We start from the raw sequence: 17,578 nt of genomic DNA on the forward strand, positions 1-17,578 counted from the left end.
TGGCTATTCAACTATAGTTGATGTATGCTATAACATATATAGTGAATTAAATATATGTAAGAGGTGTTATCGTGAAAAAGCGGAGTAGAATTATAGCCTTTTTACTTCTTGCAGTGTTGGTTTTTAGTTTAATAGGATCAACAACAAAAGATATAACAAAGAATGTAAATTTAGGTCTAGACTTACAAGGTGGTTTTGAAGTATTATATCAAGTTAATCCTTTAGACAAAGGTGATAAGATTGATAATGATGCGGTTAAATCTACTGCAAAGACTTTAGAGTCACGTGTAAACGTATTAGGTGTTTCTGAGCCGAAAATTCAAGTTGAGGAAGGTAATCGTATTCGAGTTCAATTAGCTGGTATTAAAGACCAGAATGAAGCTCGTGAAGTACTTTCTACACAAGCGAATTTAACAATCAGAGATGCAAAGGATAGAGTTTTACTATCTGGTAAAGATTTAGTTCAAGGTGGCGCTAAGCAAGGCTTTAAAGACAATACAAACGAAGTAGCCGTTACACTTAAGCTTAAAGATGCCAAAAAGTTCAAAGAAGTAACTGAAAAAGTTTCTAAAATGAATCCTAATTTAATGGTCATTTGGATGGACTATGAAAAAGGAGACAGTTACGAGAAAGAAGCTAAAAAAGAACAAGAAGGTAAAGAGCCAAAATATATTTCTGCAGCAACTGTAAGCCAACCAATCAATTCAGAAAATGTTGAAATTTCTGGTGGATTTAATGGTGAACAAGGCGTTAAAGAAGCAAAACAAATTGCAGACTTATTAAATTCAGGTTCACTACCTGTTAAATTAGATGAAGTGTATTCTACATCAGTAGGTGCACAATTCGGTAAAGATGCATTAGATGAAACAGTACTTGCTTCTACGATAGGTGTAGGTATTATATTCTTATTCATGCTCATTTACTACCGATTACCTGGTGTTGTAGCTGTTATTACATTAAGTGCTTATGTTTACTTAACATTAGTGGCATTTAACTTTATTTCAGGGGTATTAACATTGCCTGGACTTGCAGCCTTAGTATTAGGTGTAGGTATGGCCGTTGATGCTAACATCATCATGTACGAACGGATAAAAGATGAATTACGGATCGGAAGGACTTTACAACAAGCCTTCAAAAAAGGTTCTGGTTCTTCATTTATTACGATATTAGATGCTAACTTAACAACAATTTTAGCAGCGCTCGTATTATTCGTATTTGGTGAAAGTTCAGTAAAAGGTTTCGCAACAATGTTATTACTTGCGATTCTAATGAGTTTTGTAACTTCAGTATTCTTCACAAGAATATTATTAGGTTTACTAGTAAACTCAAATTACTTCAAGAAAAAATACAATTGGTTTGGTGTTTCTAAGAAAGATAGACATGATATTAGTGAAAGATTAGATGTTCATGATTTAAGAACAGTCTATGACAAAATTAATTTCGTAAAACTTGCTAAACCATTATTAACATTTAGTATTATTACAATTATCGTTGGTGCCATCATTGTATCGATCTTCAGATTGAATTTAGGTATTGATTTCACAAGTGGTACACGTGTTGACTTACAATCTGATCAAGCTATCAAGACTGAACAAGTTTCTAAACAGTTTAAAGATATGGGATTAGATCCGTCACAAGTTACAACAAGTGGAACTGGAAACAAAATGGCAACCGTACAATTTAAAGATGCATTAAACAAATCCGAAATACAAAAAGTTAAATCTGACTTTGGTAAATCACTGGGTCATGATCCAAACGTAAGTACGGTTTCACCAGTTGTTGGTCAAGAGTTAGCAGGAAATGCATTAAAAGCAATGCTTTATGCAGCAATAGGAATTGTATTATACGTATCCTTCAGATTTGAGTGGAGAATGGGTACTACTGCAGTACTTGCGTTATTACATGACGTATTTATGATTGTAGCGGTATTTAGTTTATTCAGACTCGAAGTGGATATTACATTCATTGCAGCAGTTCTAACAATTATTGGTTATTCAATCAATGACACGATCGTTACGTTTGACCGCGTAAGGGAAAATTTACGTAAAGTGAAAGTGATAACGAAACCAGAAACTGTTGATATGATCGTTAACTCATCTATTAGACAAACGATGACAAGATCAATCAATACCGTATTAACAGTTGTAATCGTAGTTGTCTCATTATTAATACTTGGATCATCAAGTATCTTCAACTTCTCATTAGCACTATTAATCGGTTTAGTATCCGGTGTGTTCTCATCAGTATTCGTCGCAGTACCTTTATGGGGTATCTTGAAAAAACGACAACTTAAAAAATCAGAAAATGGTAAAATAGTTGTATATACTGAGAAAAAATCTAACGATGAAAAAATATTAGTTTAATAAATCATGTACCTGTCCTTAGTAAAAGGGCAGGTGCTTTTTTGTTTTAGAATAAAGGTTTAACTAAGCGGTCATGATTACAAAAGTCTGGAGAATTGTAACTAAGGAGGGCCATAGTAACAAAAGTGTGGAGAATTGTAACTAAGGCGGCCTATAGTAACAAAAGTCCGGGGAATTGTAACTAAGGCAGGCCATAGTAACAAAAGTCGGCTGAATTGTAACTATGGAACCCTATAATTACAAAATCCCGACAAAGTGTAACTAACAACCTCCTCTAGATACAAATCGACTCTTTGCTCATGTTTTATTTGTTTAGTAGAGAAAGTATGATATTTCATGTATAATGTTTTGAGTAGAAATGAGGAGATTTGATATGACTAAAGCTAGTTATCAATGGAAAAAATCAGAGCTCAATCAAAATATTGATCCGCAAATCATAAAAAAATATAAAATTTCGCCACTTTTAGAAAAAACTTTAATTTCAAAAGGCTATACGTCTGAAAAGCAAATTGAAAGTTTATTATCTAATGAAGTGTTATTCCATGATCCTATGTTATTAAGTGATATGGAAAAAGCAACTTCGAGAATACATAAAGCTATTGAAAATGATGAAAGAATATTAGTATATGGTGATTATGATGCAGATGGTGTTACATCTACAACGATTCTCGTTAAGACTTTAGAGTCTATGGGCGCTACTGTAGGTTGGTATATCCCGAATAGATTTACTGAAGGATATGGACCAAGTGAAGCGGCGTTTAGAAATGCACATGATGAAGGTGTTTCTCTTATCATTACAGTGGATAATGGTATTCAAGGTCATCATGAAATTGATATTGCCAATGAACTTGGTATTGATGTGATTGTGACAGACCATCATGAATTTGGCGAAACAAAGCCTAATGCATATGCGATTGTTCACCCTATGCACCCTGATTTTAATTATCCGTTTAAATATTTAGCTGGTGTGGGTGTTTCATATAAACTTTCTAAAGCACTTAAAGCAGATATACCAGATGCATTCTTAGGACTAGTTGCTATCGGTACGATTGCCGACTTAGTGAGCTTAACGGATGAAAATAGATATATGGTTAAACAAGGGTTGCGCATTTTGAATGAACAACCTTTACCAGGGATTAAAAGTTTATTGTCCGTAGCTGATTTTACGGATGAAGTAAGTGAACAAACAGTCGGCTTTATTATCGGACCTCGTCTGAACGCAGTTGGTCGATTGGATGATGCCAGATTAGCTGGAGAGTTGCTTATGAGTGATGATGACGATGAAGCAATGTTCTTAGCTGAAGAAGTGGACCAATTTAATACAGAACGTAAAGCAATTGTTGAAAATATTACAAATGAAGCAATGGAGCTAGCTGAAATTGAAATGCAACAAAATGCCCAATTTCTAATACTTGCAAAAGAAGATTGGAATGAAGGTGTATTAGGTATTGTGGCTTCAAGAATAGTCGAGAAGTATCATTTACCAACAATTGTATTAAATGTTGATATTGAGCAAAACCACGCTAAAGGTTCAGCAAGAAGTATTGAACAAGTTTCAATGTTTGAATTTCTAACAAACCATAGCGACTTAATTCGTAAATTTGGTGGCCATCATATGGCAGCTGGTATGACATTAGATATTGACGCGATTGAACCATTGAAGAAAGCTTTGAATGCAGATATGCACAACATAACAGAAGGTAAAAAATTATTACCACAGTTAATCGTTGATGCAGAAATAGAAACTTCAGATATTACGGTTGATAACATATTTGATTTAGAAAGATTAAGACCTTTTGGTACAGATTTATTAGCACCTCTATTTTCAATTAGTAATGTTCCGGTTAAATCTGTTAAAGGTATCGGTCAAGGTAATAAACACCTTAAATTAACATTAACAGACAAAAATATTGCAGCTTTACATTGGAATGCTGGACATCTCATTCATGATATTTCTAATGATACGACAATCAATGTTGCAGGTAGTTTAAATGTTAATGAATGGAATGGACATCAATCACCACAAATTATTCTTAAAGATTTAGCGTTGAGTAATGACCATGCTATTTTTGATTATAGAAGTAAAAATAAACATGACTTGTTAAAAATTGATCAAGAAAATGCATTGTTTGTTATTAACTCATCATCAGAGAAAATAAATGAGCAATATATACATTATGGTGATGCATATCCAAATGAAGTCGAAACGTGTGTGTTAAGAGATTTACCACAAGACTTAGAATCATTCAAACAAACTTTATCTAATATTAAAGCCGAAAAATATTATTTAGTATTTAAAGGGCAAACTAATTCATACTTTGAAGGTATTCCAAGTGATGAAAAGTTCAAACAAGCTTATAAAGCTTTATATATGAATCAATCAACAAATATTCAAAATGATGGCATGAAATTATGTGAAGCATTAAAAATTAAACCTGATCAATTGAAATTCATTTTGAATTGCTTTTATGAGTTAAACTTTATTACAATGAATCGTGGTATAATTGAAATAAATAAAGATGCGGGAAAAAATGACATTCAAAACGCACCGTTATATCAAGCAAGAAAACAACAAATAGAAATAGAAAAGACATTGTTGTACAATGATAGCCAATCATTAATTAAGTGGATGCATTCATTGTTAAGTGATGTTGAGGAGGAAGTATAATGGATTTAAAACAATACGTTTCAGAAGTACAAGATTGGCCAAAACAAGGTGTTAACTTTAAAGATATTACGACAATTATGGATAATGGTGAAGCATACAAGTATGCTACTGACCAAATCGTACAATATGCTCAAGACAAACAAGTTGATGTTGTAGTAGGACCAGAAGCAAGAGGATTTATTATTGGTTGTCCTGTGTCATATGCAATGGGTATTGGTTTTGCACCAGTACGTAAAGAAGGGAAATTACCACGTGAAGTAATTCGTTATGAATATGATCTTGAATATGGATCAAATGTGTTAACGATGCACAAAGATGCAATCAAACCAGGTCAACGTGTATTGATTACAGATGATTTATTAGCAACAGGTGGTACAATTGAAGCGGCAATTCACTTAGTAGAATCATTAGGTGGAATCGTAGTGGGTATCGCATTTTTAATTGAACTTAAATATTTAAACGGCATTGAAAAATTAAAAGGTTACGATGTTGTTTCGTTAATTTCATACGATGAATAAAATAGTCACTTTGTGGCTATTTTATTTTTAATTATTATAATTAACGGTGGCATATTACTATTGAAAATTGCTATAATAGTAATATTCAAGAGAATTTTATTTGATGAGGTGGTGTCCCTATGAATAAAGAATATCCATATAGTGCTGATGATGTTTTATATAAAGCTAAAAGTTACTTATCTGAAGATGCATATCGTTTAGTAGAAAAGAGTTATGATTTGGCTTTTAAAGCACATCAAGGACAAATTAGAAAAAATAATTTGCCATATATCATGCATCCTATTCAGGTAGCGGGTATTTTAACCGAAATGAAATTGGATGGTCCAACTATAGTTGCTGGATTCCTTCATGATGTAATTGAGGATACACCTTATACGTATGATGATTTGGTAGAAATGTTTAATGAAGAAGTAGCCATTATTGTAGATGGTGTTACGAAATTAAAAAAAGTTAAATATAAATCTAAAGAAACACAACAAGCTGAAAATCATAGAAAATTATTTATAGCAATTGCTAAAGATGTCCGAGTTATATTAGTTAAATTAGCAGATAGATTACATAATGTTCGTACTTTAAAAGCGATGCCTAAAGAAAAACAAAAACGTATTGCTAAAGAAACGTTAGAAATTTATGCACCACTTGCGCATAGATTAGGGATCAATACAATTAAGTGGGAACTTGAAGATATCTCATTAAGATATATTGATAGTGTTCAATATTTTAGAATTGTTAACTTGATGAAGAAGAAAAGAAGCGAACGAGAATCGTATATCGCAAATGCGATTAAAGATATAGAGTCTGAAATGGAAGTTATGAATATTTCTGGCGACATAAGTGGTAGACCTAAACATATCTATAGTATTTATAGAAAAATGGTCAAACAGAAAAAGCAATTCGAACAAATTTTCGACCTACTTGCAATAAGAGTAATCGTTCCTTCAATCAAAGATTGTTATGCTGTGCTAGGTCTTGTTCATACATTATGGAAACCAATGCCTGGTCGATTTAAAGACTATATCGCGATGCCTAAACAGAATATGTATCAATCGCTGCATACTACAGTCGTTGGTCCAAATGGAGATCCGTTAGAGATACAGATCAGAACTTTTGAAATGCATGAAATTGCAGAACATGGGGTGGCTGCACACTGGGCATATAAAGAAGGTAAGAATTTAAGCAATAAATCAGAAGAATATTTACAAAAAATGAGTTGGCTACAAGAAATAGCTGAAACTGACAATACTTCACCTGATGCAGAAGAATTTATGGAATCTTTAAAATATGACCTTCAAAGTGATAAAGTATACGTCTTTACACCTGAAAGTGATGTAGTTGAATTACCATATGGCGCAGTTCCAATTGATTTTGCTTACGCTGTCCACAGTGAAGTAGGTAATAAAATGATAGGTGCGAAAGTTAATGGTAAAATCGTTCCGATCGATTATAAGCTATCTACTGGTGATATTGTCGAGATTAGAACGAGTAAACATTCATATGGACCAAGTCGAGATTGGTTAAAAATCGTCCGATCTTCAAGTGCGAAAAGTAAAATCCGCAGTTTCTTCAAGAAACAAGACCGCTCTGCCAATATTGAAAAAGGTAAATTCATGATTGAAGCGGAAATTAAAGAGCATGGCTACAATGTAGATGAAGTATTAAATGCTGAAAACATTAAACTTGTTAACGAAAAATATAATTTTTCAAATGAAGATGACTTATATGCTGCAGTTGGTTTTGGTGGTATAACTGCTCTTCAAGCTGTTAATAGACTAACAGAAAAGCTTAGACTTGAACGTAAGAAACAATCGCTTAACCAAGTGCAAGAAGTTAATAAATCCATTCCAATTAAACAAGATATTAGAACAGATACTGGTGTCTATGTTGAAGGTTTAGATAACATGCTTATTAAACTTTCTAAATGTTGTAATCCAATACCTGGTGATGAAATCATTGGGTATATTACAAAAGGTCATGGCGTTAAAGTTCATCGTAAAGATTGTCCAAACATCGTTAACGAAAACGAACGATTAATCGATGTTGAATGGGTTAAAAATACAAATGAACAAAAAAATTATCAAGTAGACTTAGAAATTACAGGTTACGACAGAAATGGATTATTAAATGAAGTACTTCAAGTTGTGAATGCCATTAAAGTACAATTAGTAAAAGTTTCAGGTAAAGCTGATATAGATAAAAATGCTGTTATTAACATTAGTGTAATGGTTAAAAATGTGAATGACGTATATAGAATTGTTGATCGAATTAAACAATTAGGCGATATTTATACAGTAAGTCGTGTATGGAATTAAGAGGTGAATTTTTTTGAAAGTTGTTCTACAAAAAGTAAGCCAAGCTAAAGTAACATCTGAAAATACGCAAAATGAAATTAAGCAAGGATTCTTATTATTAGTCGGTGTTGGACAAGAATCGACATATGCAGATGCAGATGTTATCGCTAAGAAAATAGCAAAGACAAGAATTTTTGAAGATCAAGAAGGTAAAATGAATTTAGATATACACCAAGTCGGTGGTGAAATCTTGTCGATATCACAATTTACAATATATGCTTCAGTAAAAAAAGGTAATAGACCTGGATTTACAAATGCTAAAAGTCCAGATGAAGCATTAAAGATATATGAATATTTTAATGAACAGTTAGCTTCTTATAACATTAACGTGAAAACAGGAGAGTTTGGCGCACATATGGATGTGTCATTAATCAATGATGGACCAATTACGATTATATTCGAAAGTAAGGATGGTAACATTCAATGAACCGAATTAATTTATGGTTTAAAAAGAGGAGAATAAAGCCTGTTCCTGTCATCAGTGTTGCCATTTTACTGATTGTTTTGTTAATCATTATTATTTATTTATTGCTTCCTAAAGAGGACGAACCTAAAACATTATCTATGAAAGAAGATGGTGAGTTAAGAACTGGACCTGCCGCTTATTATCCAATTATTTTCGATGTAAAAAAAGGAGATAGTTTTGATATAACAGATAGAGAAGGAAAATGGTTCGAAGTTAAAAATGATCAAAATGAAAAAGGCTGGATTGCTGGTTGGCATACAAATCTTGATATTAAAGAAGATGTTAATCCAGTATTAAAACCATTAAAAGGAAAAGTGATTTTTTTAGACCCTGGTCATGGTGGAAGTGACCAAGGTGCATCGAGTTCAAAACATAAAGATGTAACCGAAAAAGTCATTACATTAAAAACTGCAAAAGAACTTAAAGAAATGCTTGAAGCTGAAGGCGCTAAAGTGAAAATGACGAGAACAAAAGATGAATATGTTAAATTAAAAGATAGACAAGGTGATGGAGATGTCTTTATTAGTATCCATAATGATGCATTAGATTCATCAGCACCACATGGTTTAACAGTTTATTACCATCATGATTCTCAAAAAGAATTTGCAGATACGTTACAAACTTCAATCAATCAAAAATCCATACTATCTGATAGAGGTGTACGAAACGAAAACTTCCAAGTGATTCGTCAAACTAAAATGCCTGCTGTATTGTTAGAGTTAGGTTATATTAGTAATCCTACAGATGAAGATTTAATTGTTGATAGAAAATATAGACACATTGTAGAAACAGGTATTGTTGACGGTTTGAAAGTTTACTTTTCAAATTAGATATTGACTACTACAGATTATGGGTTTAATATTAATATAAATTATGAAATAGATTATATACCGTTTATTCTTGAATAGTATGCCGATATAGTAGGAGACAGAGAGTATAACATTTGCTGAAAGTTATATGAATACTGCGTATACTTTTGAACACAAGAAGAGGGAATCTTACGAAAATAAGATCGGTTAACATCCGTTATAATGTTGTTAAGTGAGTATTTAATGAATCATTAAATACTAATTAGGGTGGCAACACGGATTATTCGTCCCTTGTATGTATATGCATACAAGGGGCTTTTTATATTTTAAAGGAGGAAATATTATGATTAATATACCACGCGGTACACAAGATTTATTACCAAAAGACACTTATAAATGGCAATACATTGAGAACAAATTACATGAGTTAATGAAAATATATAATTATAAAGAAATTAGAACACCAATATTTGAAAGTACTGAACTTTTTAGTAGAGGTGTCGGTGATTCAACAGATGTTGTACAAAAAGAAATGTACACATTTAAAGATAAAGGTGATAGAAGCATTACATTAAGACCTGAAGGCACTGCAGGTGTTGTTAGAAGTTACATCGAAAACAAAATGCAAGGTGAACCTAATCAACCAGTTAAGCTTTATTACAATGGTCCAATGTTCCGATATGAAAGAAAACAAAAAGGGCGTTATCGTCAATTTGTTCAATTCGGGGTAGAAGCTATAGGATCAGAAAATCCTGCTATTGATGTTGAAATTATTTCAATGCTCGTACACATATACAAATCTTTCGGATTGAAAGACTTAAAATTAGTCATCAATAGTATTGGTGATGCAGAATCAAGAGCTGATTACACGAAAGCATTACAAGCACACTTTGAACCAGTAATTGATACTTTCTGTAGCGATTGTCAAAGTCGATTACACACAAATCCAATGCGTATATTGGACTGTAAAGTAGACAGAGATAAAGAAGCAGTTAAAAATGCGCCTAAAATTACGGAATACTTAAATGACTATTCTAAACAATATTTCGAAGAGGTAAAAAGCTTATTAGACGAACTTGGTATCGAGTATGAAATAGATACGAATTTAGTACGTGGGTTAGATTATTATACACACACAGCATTTGAAGTAATGAGTAATGCTGAAGGATTTGGTGCTATTACAACTTTATGTGGTGGCGGTAGATATAACGGCTTACTAGAATTACTTGATGGTCCTAAAGAAACAGGTATTGGTTTTGCATTGAGTATTGAACGTTTGTTACTAGCGCTAGAAGCTGAAGGTATTGAAATTGAAGAAGAAGATACTATCGACTTATTTATTGCAACAATGGGTGAAGAAGCGGATAGAATGTCAGTTCAATTAATCAATCAATTAAGAATGGCTGGTATTAGTTGTGATAAAGACTATTTACAACGTAAATTAAAAGGTCAAATGAAACAAGCCGATAGATTAAATGCGAAATATACGATTGTATTAGGTGAGAATGAATTAGAAAAACAAGAAGTGGAAGTTAAAAATATGGAAACTGGTGAAAAGACACTTGTTTCATTATCAGAATTAGAGAATTATTTAAAGGTGGAATCATAATGGAAAAAAGAACAACATATGCTGGTAAAATAACTGAAGAATATATTGGTCAAACCGTTACTTTAAATGGTTGGGTACAAAAAAGACGTGACTTAGGCGGTTTAATATTTATTGATTTACGTGACCGCGAAGGCGTTGTACAAATTGTCTTTAACCCAGACTTCTCTCAAGAAGCTTTAAGTGTTGCTGAGAAAATCCGTTCTGAATATGTTATTCAAGTTAAAGGTTTAGTAACTAAAAGAGACGAGAAATCAATTAATGACAAAATCAAGACGGGTAAAGTTGAAGTTCAAGTTTCTGAAATTACAATTTTAAATGAATCTGAAACACCTCCATTTTCTATAACAGATATGAATGATATTGATGAAAATGTAAGGTTAAAATATCGTTATATAGACTTAAGAAGAGAAAGTTTAGCTCAAACATTCAAAATGAGACATCAAATTACACGTGCAGTAAGAAATTACTTAGATGAAGGTGAGTTTTACGAAGTAGAAACACCTGTATTAACTAAATCTACGCCAGAAGGTGCGAGAGACTATTTAGTACCATCTCGTGTACATGATGGAGAGTTCTATGCTTTACCTCAATCTCCACAAATATTTAAACAATTATTAATGATTGGTGGATTTGATAAATACTATCAAATCGTTAAATGTTTTAGAGACGAAGATTTAAGAGCGGATAGACAACCTGAATTTACGCAAATCGATATCGAGATGAGCTTTGTAGATCAAGAAGACGTTATCAAAATGAATGAAGGTCTTATGAAACGTATCATGAAAGATGTAAAAGGTATTGATATTACAACGCCATTCCCACGTATGACATACGCTGAAGCGATGGAAAGATATGGAATTGACAAGCCAGATACAAGATTTGGTATGGAACTGATTAACTTATCAGAACTTGCTTCAAAAATGGACTTTAAAGTGTTTAAATCTGCAGTTGAAAATGGTGGAGAAGTTAAAGCAATCGTCGTTGAAGATGGTGCAGCAGACTACTCTAGAAAAGATATCGACCAATTACAATCATTTGCAAGTATTTATGGAGCTAAAGGTTTAGCTTGGGTTAAAGTAACAGAAGAAGGCTTAAACGGTCCAATTAGCAAATTCTTTGATGAAGATATTACTGCTGAATTATTAAAACGAACTGAAGCTAAAGCAGGAGACTTAGTATTATTCGTAGCAGACAAAAAAGATGTCGTAGCAGCAAGTTTAGCGCAGTTAAGAAATAAACTTGGTAAAGATCGTGGTTTAATTGATCCAAATAAATATAATTTCTTATGGGTAACTGATTGGCCATTATTTGAATACGATGAAGAATCAGAACGTTATGTTGCAGCGCACCATCCATTTACTGCACCTAAAAAAGAGCATGAAGAAATGCTTGAAACTGATCCAACAAATGTTGAAGCGAATGCATACGATATCGTTTTAAATGGCTTTGAATTAGGTGGAGGATCTATTAGAATTCATAAATCAGAACTACAAGAAAAAATGTTTAAAGCACTTGGATTCACTGAAGAACAAGCACAAGAACAATTTGGATTCTTAATTGAAGCGTTCAAATATGGTGCACCACCACATGGCGGAATTGCTTTAGGTTTAGATAGATTAGTTATGTTATTGTCAGGAAGAACAAACTTAAGAGATACAATTGCATTCCCTAAAACAGCAAGTGCTTCTTGTCTATTAACAGATGCGCCAAGTGAAGTATCTAACAGTCAGTTACATGAATTACATTTGCAACTTGATTTAGATGAAAAATAATTAAAAGTATAAATACTTGTTATTTAGAAGAATTATGATAAAATAAATTTATAAGGTAGTCATCTGAAGTGTTCGTAATAAGCTTTTTATATTTTGACCTAACACTTTTGATCAAGGGAGCCTAATTGGTTTTCTTAATAGCGCATACGCCTCGTAAGGAGGACATGCAAAATAAGAAACAGGGCACCCACCTGTATATAGCAGGCCAAAATGATCTAGCACTTAATATTACGGCACAATTGGATTCTATCGGTACGCAAGACTTTATGTCTTGCGTATTTTTGTGTAAAGGAGTAAATAATGATGAAGCATCAATTTTCAAGAAATGAATTAGCGATTGGTAAAGAAGGCTTAGATTTATTAAAAAGTAAAACAGTAGTTGTCCTTGGCGTAGGCGGTGTAGGTTCATTTGCTGCTGAAGCATTAGCGAGAACTAATATTGGTCATATCATATTAATAGATAAAGATGATGTAGATATCACAAATGTAAATAGACAATTACATGCATTAACAACAACAATTGGTCAATCAAAAGTAGATTTAATGGAAGAGCGTATTAAATTAATTAATCCTGATTGTAAAGTCACTTCATTGCACATGTTCTATACTGAAGAAACATACGAAGCTTTATTTAATGAATACGACATTGATTATTTTGTAGATGCTAGTGATACAATCATGTATAAAGTTCATCTTATGAAAGAGTGTTTGGAAAGAGGTATTAACGTTATCTCAAGTATGGGTGCTGCAAACAAAACAGACCCTACTAAATTTGAAATAGCTGATATTTCTAAAACACATACAGATCCTATGGCGAAAATTATACGTCTAAAATTAAGAAAAATGGGCATTCATAAAGGTATTAATGTTGTATTTAGTGATGAAAGTCCAATTATGATAAGAGAAGATGTAAAAGAAGTTGTAGGCGATAAAAACGCAAAAGTTAGAAAGGCGCAAATGCCACCATCATCTAATGCTTTTGTACCAAGCGTTGTTGGTTTAATTTGTGCGAGCTATGTTGTGAATGATATTTTGAAAGATATCCCAGTAAAAAGAATCAAAGATAAATAGCTAGCAGCTTTGATAATAAAAAATGAGACTGGATACGTCCAGCCTCATTTTTTTAAGTTGCGATATATTTCTGCTAATTTTTGTTCAGATTTAGATGTGAGCTTCGGTTGATAATATTGTTTGCCTTTTAAAGTATCAGGTAAATATTGTTGTTCTACATATCCATTTTCATAATTATGTGGGTATTTATAACCAATTGCATTGCCTAATTCTTTTGCACCTTGATAGTGTCCATCTTTCAAATGTTTCGGAACTAACCCAGCTTTACCTTTTCTGATGTCTGATAGAGCTTCATCAATAGATACAATAGCTGAATTAGATTTAGGTGATAAGCATAGCTCGATGACTGCTTGGCTTAATGGTATACGTGCTTCTGGAAAGCCGAGACGTTCACTCGCTTCAATAGCTGATAATGTTCTAGCTGCAGCACCTGGAGAAGCTAAACCGATATCTTCATAGCTAATTACAAGAAGGCGTCTTGCAATAGTTGGTAAATCTCCCGCTTCAATTAATCTAGCTAAATAATGTAGCGCTGCGTCGACATCACTTCCTCTAATAGATTTTTGGAATGCACTCATAACATCATAATGTTGATCGCCATCTTTATCGTGTTGGAAAGCGTTCTTTTGAATACAAACTTTCGCATCTTCAATCGTGACATGACGTTTGTCATCTTGAACATCAGCACTTAGTACAGCAAGTTCGAGTGCATTTAAAGCGCTTCTCACATCGCCGTAACTTGCTTTTGCGAAATATTCTAAAGCATCTTTGTCTACAACAGGAGCGTATGATGCTAATCCATTTTCTTCATCTTCAATTGCTCTGTTTAAAGCAATGATGATATCATCTTCATTAAGAGGATATAGTTCAAATATTTGCGTTCTGCTTCGTATAGCTGGGTTGATAGCATGGTATGGGTTTGACGTCGTTGCGCCAATAAGAACGATTTTGCCAGATTCTAAATGCGGTAATAAGAAATCTTGTTTTGCTTTATCTAGACGATGAATTTCGTCTAGTAAAAGTATAACTTGTCCAGACATTTTGGCTTCTTCAACGACAAGGTGCATATCTTTTTTAGTGTTAGTGACAGCGTTAAGTTGTCTAAATTTATATTGAGTACTCCCGGCAATAGCTTGGGCGATACTCGTTTTTCCAATTCCCGGAGGTCCATAAAAAATCATAGAAGTTAACTTTTTAGTGTTAACCATTCTCCTAATAATGGCTTTTGGACCGACTAAATGTTCTTGGCTTATCACATCGTCAATCGTTTGGGGACGCATTCTATAAGCTAATGGTTCGTTTTTCATTTGGAATCAACCTTTCTAATTACTCAAAGTGTACAAAAAATGATAAAATGAATTAATAATATTTTTTTAGAAAATAAGAGGTGTAGTACATGAAAATTTCTACTAAAGGACGATATGGCTTAACACTTATGATATCGTTGACTAAGCGTTATGGTCAAGGATGTACATCTTTAAAGTCAATCGCTGAAGAAAACAATTTAAGTGATTTATATTTAGAACAATTAGTAGGACCGCTACGTAATGCTGGTCTTATTAAAAGTGTAAGAGGTGCCAAAGGGGGCTATCAATTACAAAAAGCACCATCAGAAATTACAGCTGGTGATGTGATTAGATTGTTAGAGGGGCCAATTACACCTGTTGAAGGTATAGAAGACGAGCCACCTGCACAACAACAATTGTGGATTCGTATTAGAGACGCTGTAAAAGAAGTTCTAGATAATACAACACTAGAATACTTAGCAAATTATACAAATGAAGATGAACTTGAAGGATATATGTTCTATATCTAGTTCTCAAATTAAATAGGATAGCAATCTTCAAGTCGAATATTGGAGATTGCTATCTTATTTTTTATTTCTTAACTGTATCGAATTCATGCCTAACTGCACAAAATATTTCGTTATTTTAACAGTTAAGCATGAATATGTGTTATGTAGTGTAATATTCCCCTTTGATATTACTTTCATATTAAGATAGTTGTACACTACAACAAAGGGGAGAGTATATGAAAAATTTAAAACGATACATATTAAGTGTAGTAGCAGTTTTATTATTAAGTTTCATTTCATTACCGTTTGAAGTTAACGCAAAGACAGATGGTCCGTCATCTAGAGTTATATTACCGAAAAATGATCGTACACAAATTACGAATACAACGTCTGCACATTATCAATCGATTGCATTCGCTGATATCGGAGGTACATCAATTGCATCAGGTGTAGTTGTCGGTAAAAATACCGTTCTTACAAATAAACATGTAGTAGATGCTACGAATGGTGATGCTTCTGTACTAAAATTCTCACCAGCAGCAAATGGCGATGGGAATTTCCCAGCTGGTACATTTACAGCAACTGATTATAAAGTAGCGCCAGGCGGTGAAGATTTAGCAGTCGTTACAGTCGGTAAAAATAGTAAAGGTCAATCTATTGGTGACGCTGTTCAAGCAGCGACAATCGCAGATACATCTTCAGTTAAAAAAGGTGATAACATCACAGTAACAGGTTATCCAGGAGATAAACCTATTGCAACATTATGGGAAAGTAAAGGTAATATATTATCTGCTTCAGGTAGTGACGTATCTTACGACTTAAGTACTTATGGTGGTAATTCAGGTTCACCAATCTTTAATGCAAATAACCAAGTTATTGGTTTACATTATGGTGGCGTACCAGATAGCCATAATAGTGGCGTGTTATTTAACAGCAACGTTCAACTATTTATACAAAGTAATTTAAAATAAAAAACGATCATAAAGTGATGACTCATCACTTTATGATCGTTTTTTATGCTTCCCCGTATACATCATCTACAATTTTCTTGAATGATTCATATGATTGGTATTGTTTATCTAAATCATAAATATAGCTCACTGCCATAATTTCATCTACATTGTATTTGTTTTGGAAATCTATCAATTGTTGTTTTACAGTTTCTTCACTACCAATGAAAGATGTGTTTGTTTTAGACTGCGCCATATATTTTTCTTGTGGTGACCAAATGTTTTCAAGTTGATCAGTAGGGGGTTGTAATGGCATGCGCGCATTTCTTACAATACTTAAGAACATTAAGTGCATAGTTGAAGATAAATAAGTCGCTTCTTCATCTGTTTCGCCGACAATGACATTTAAACAAACGGTCATGTATGGCTCATCTAAATATTCTGATGGCTCAAATAAGTCTCTATATATTTCGATTGCTTGAGCCATTTGATCTGGTGCAAAGTGTGCTGCAAAGACGTATGGTAAACCTAATCGAGCAGCTAAATGTGCAGAGTCCGTTGAAGATCCTAACACATATATCGGTATATTTGTATCTACACCTGGATATGGTCTTACATATGATTGTTGTTCTTCAGGACCAAAATATTGTAGTAATTGTTTAATATCGTCACCAAATGTATATACACCTTTATGTGAATCTCTTCTTAGTGCAGAAGCGGTCATCATATCGGTACCTGGTGCTCGTCCTAAGCCAAGATTTAATCGATTAGGAAACATTGTAGCCATTGTTCCAAATTGCTCAGCAACAATAAGAGGCGCATGGTTTGGTAACATGATACCGCCTGAACCTACTTGAATAGACTCTGTATGTTCAAGTGTATGTTGAATGAGTAAAGCAGTTGCAGAACTTACTAAATTTGGTGCATTATGATGTTCTGCAATCCAGTAACGTTCGTAGCCTAATTTTTCTACATTTTGAGCAAGTGATACCATATTCTTAATAGCATCTTGTTCCGTTTCACCTTTTCTAAGTGGAACTAGATTTAATGCAGAAACTGGGAATTTTGATTTCATTTTGTGACGCTCCTTACATAATTATATATTGGAAGTATATCAACTGTATTTATGTTGTACTATTTAATTGCTCAACAACATTTGACTAATATGTAACTAAAAGTTATAATTAATGCAAATTTACAGAGAGGTGG

General features: G+C 33.2%; 13 protein-coding genes and 1 other RNA gene. 12 read left to right on the plus strand and 2 right to left on the minus strand.

Going from position 1 to position 17,578, the window contains the following annotated elements:
• The first annotated feature begins 71 nt into the window (after positions 1-71).
• The 10 genes from secDF to LQ677_RS04305 all read left to right on the plus strand — a co-directional run bounded on the left by secDF (position 72) and on the right by LQ677_RS04305 (position 13,624).
• On the plus strand, positions 72-2,363 hold the full coding sequence (secDF, locus tag LQ677_RS04260) for a protein translocase subunit SecDF (protein ID WP_204258562.1): 2,292 nt from the start codon (positions 72-74) through the stop codon (positions 2,361-2,363).
• A gap of 373 nt (positions 2,364-2,736) precedes the next feature.
• Complete coding sequence (gene recJ, locus LQ677_RS04265) at positions 2,737-5,031, plus strand: single-stranded-DNA-specific exonuclease RecJ (RefSeq protein ID WP_239748126.1); 2,295 nt, start codon at positions 2,737-2,739, stop codon at positions 5,029-5,031.
• Positions 5,031-5,549, plus strand: coding sequence for an adenine phosphoribosyltransferase (locus LQ677_RS04270; RefSeq protein WP_025904256.1), 519 nt, complete (start codon positions 5,031-5,033; stop codon positions 5,547-5,549). The genes recJ and LQ677_RS04270 overlap by 1 nt, the downstream gene beginning before the upstream one ends.
• A 119-nt stretch (positions 5,550-5,668) precedes the next feature.
• A complete protein-coding gene (locus LQ677_RS04275) occupies positions 5,669-7,858 on the plus strand; it encodes a RelA/SpoT family protein (protein WP_191835648.1) in 2,190 nt (729 codons plus the stop codon).
• A 13-nt stretch (positions 7,859-7,871) separates the two neighbouring features.
• On the plus strand, positions 7,872-8,324 hold the full coding sequence (gene dtd, locus LQ677_RS04280) for a D-aminoacyl-tRNA deacylase (RefSeq protein WP_025904254.1): 453 nt from the start codon (positions 7,872-7,874) through the stop codon (positions 8,322-8,324).
• Positions 8,321-9,193 carry an N-acetylmuramoyl-L-alanine amidase family protein gene (locus LQ677_RS04285; RefSeq protein WP_239748127.1) on the plus strand — a complete coding sequence of 291 codons (873 nt, stop codon included), beginning with the start codon at positions 8,321-8,323 and terminating at the stop codon, positions 9,191-9,193. Before dtd ends, LQ677_RS04285 begins: the two co-directional genes overlap by 4 nt.
• 322 nt (positions 9,194-9,515) lie before the next feature.
• Positions 9,516-10,781, plus strand: a complete 1,266-nt coding sequence (gene hisS / locus LQ677_RS04290) for a histidine--tRNA ligase (protein ID WP_126477547.1) — start codon at positions 9,516-9,518, stop codon at positions 10,779-10,781.
• Positions 10,781-12,553: an aspartate--tRNA ligase gene (gene aspS / locus LQ677_RS04295; protein ID WP_191835646.1), complete on the plus strand. Its 1,773-nt coding sequence runs from the start codon at positions 10,781-10,783 to the stop codon at positions 12,551-12,553. The genes hisS and aspS overlap by 1 nt, the downstream gene beginning before the upstream one ends.
• Before the next feature lie 57 nt (positions 12,554-12,610).
• Positions 12,611-12,803, plus strand: a non-coding RNA gene (gene ssrS, locus LQ677_RS04300) — 6S RNA.
• A gap of 53 nt (positions 12,804-12,856) precedes the next feature.
• Complete coding sequence (locus LQ677_RS04305; protein ID WP_025904250.1) at positions 12,857-13,624, plus strand: tRNA threonylcarbamoyladenosine dehydratase; 768 nt, start codon at positions 12,857-12,859, stop codon at positions 13,622-13,624.
• 44 nt (positions 13,625-13,668) lie between these two features.
• Here LQ677_RS04305 and LQ677_RS04310 read toward each other — a convergent pair whose 3' ends face one another.
• Entirely contained in the window at positions 13,669-14,931 is a 1,263-nt protein-coding gene (locus tag LQ677_RS04310) for a replication-associated recombination protein A (RefSeq protein WP_191835645.1), read from the minus strand.
• 89 nt (positions 14,932-15,020) lie between these two features.
• Between LQ677_RS04310 and cymR the strand changes: the two genes are divergently transcribed.
• Positions 15,021-15,440 (plus strand): cysteine metabolism transcriptional regulator CymR, encoded by a 420-nt coding sequence (gene cymR / locus LQ677_RS04315; protein ID WP_025904248.1) that lies wholly within the window; start codon positions 15,021-15,023, stop codon positions 15,438-15,440.
• Between the two features lie 215 nt (positions 15,441-15,655).
• Positions 15,656-16,390 carry a trypsin-like serine peptidase gene (locus LQ677_RS04320; protein ID WP_191835644.1) on the plus strand — a complete coding sequence of 245 codons (735 nt, stop codon included), beginning with the start codon at positions 15,656-15,658 and terminating at the stop codon, positions 16,388-16,390.
• Positions 16,391-16,433: 43 nt separating this feature from the next.
• Here LQ677_RS04320 and LQ677_RS04325 read toward each other — a convergent pair whose 3' ends face one another.
• The gene (locus LQ677_RS04325) at positions 16,434-17,444 is read right to left on the minus strand and encodes an LLM class flavin-dependent oxidoreductase (protein ID WP_025904246.1); all 1,011 of its coding nucleotides are present in this window, start codon (positions 17,442-17,444) and stop codon (positions 16,434-16,436) included.
• Positions 17,445-17,578 lie beyond the last annotated feature (134 nt).

Source organism: Mammaliicoccus sp. Q-M61, assembly GCF_022386055.1.
GTDB classification, from domain to species: Bacteria; Bacillota; Bacilli; order Staphylococcales; family Staphylococcaceae; genus Mammaliicoccus; species Mammaliicoccus sciuri_A.

Coding starts and splice junctions, on each gene's coding strand:
- recJ (WP_239748126.1), top strand. CDS start 2,737: ATGACTAAAGCTAGTTATCAATGGAAAAAATCAGAGCTCAATCAAAAT.
- LQ677_RS04275 (WP_191835648.1), top strand. CDS start 5,669: ATGAATAAAGAATATCCATATAGTGCTGATGATGTTTTATATAAAGCT.
- hisS (WP_126477547.1), top strand. CDS start 9,516: ATGATTAATATACCACGCGGTACACAAGATTTATTACCAAAAGACACT.
- LQ677_RS04270 (WP_025904256.1), top strand. CDS start 5,031: ATGGATTTAAAACAATACGTTTCAGAAGTACAAGATTGGCCAAAACAA.
- LQ677_RS04325 (WP_025904246.1), bottom strand. CDS start 17,444: ATGAAATCAAAATTCCCAGTTTCTGCATTAAATCTAGTTCCACTTAGA.
- aspS (WP_191835646.1), top strand. CDS start 10,781: ATGGAAAAAAGAACAACATATGCTGGTAAAATAACTGAAGAATATATT.
- LQ677_RS04310 (WP_191835645.1), bottom strand. CDS start 14,931: ATGAAAAACGAACCATTAGCTTATAGAATGCGTCCCCAAACGATTGAC.
- LQ677_RS04285 (WP_239748127.1), top strand. CDS start 8,321: ATGAACCGAATTAATTTATGGTTTAAAAAGAGGAGAATAAAGCCTGTT.
- LQ677_RS04320 (WP_191835644.1), top strand. CDS start 15,656: ATGAAAAATTTAAAACGATACATATTAAGTGTAGTAGCAGTTTTATTA.
- LQ677_RS04305 (WP_025904250.1), top strand. CDS start 12,857: ATGAAGCATCAATTTTCAAGAAATGAATTAGCGATTGGTAAAGAAGGC.
- cymR (WP_025904248.1), top strand. CDS start 15,021: ATGAAAATTTCTACTAAAGGACGATATGGCTTAACACTTATGATATCG.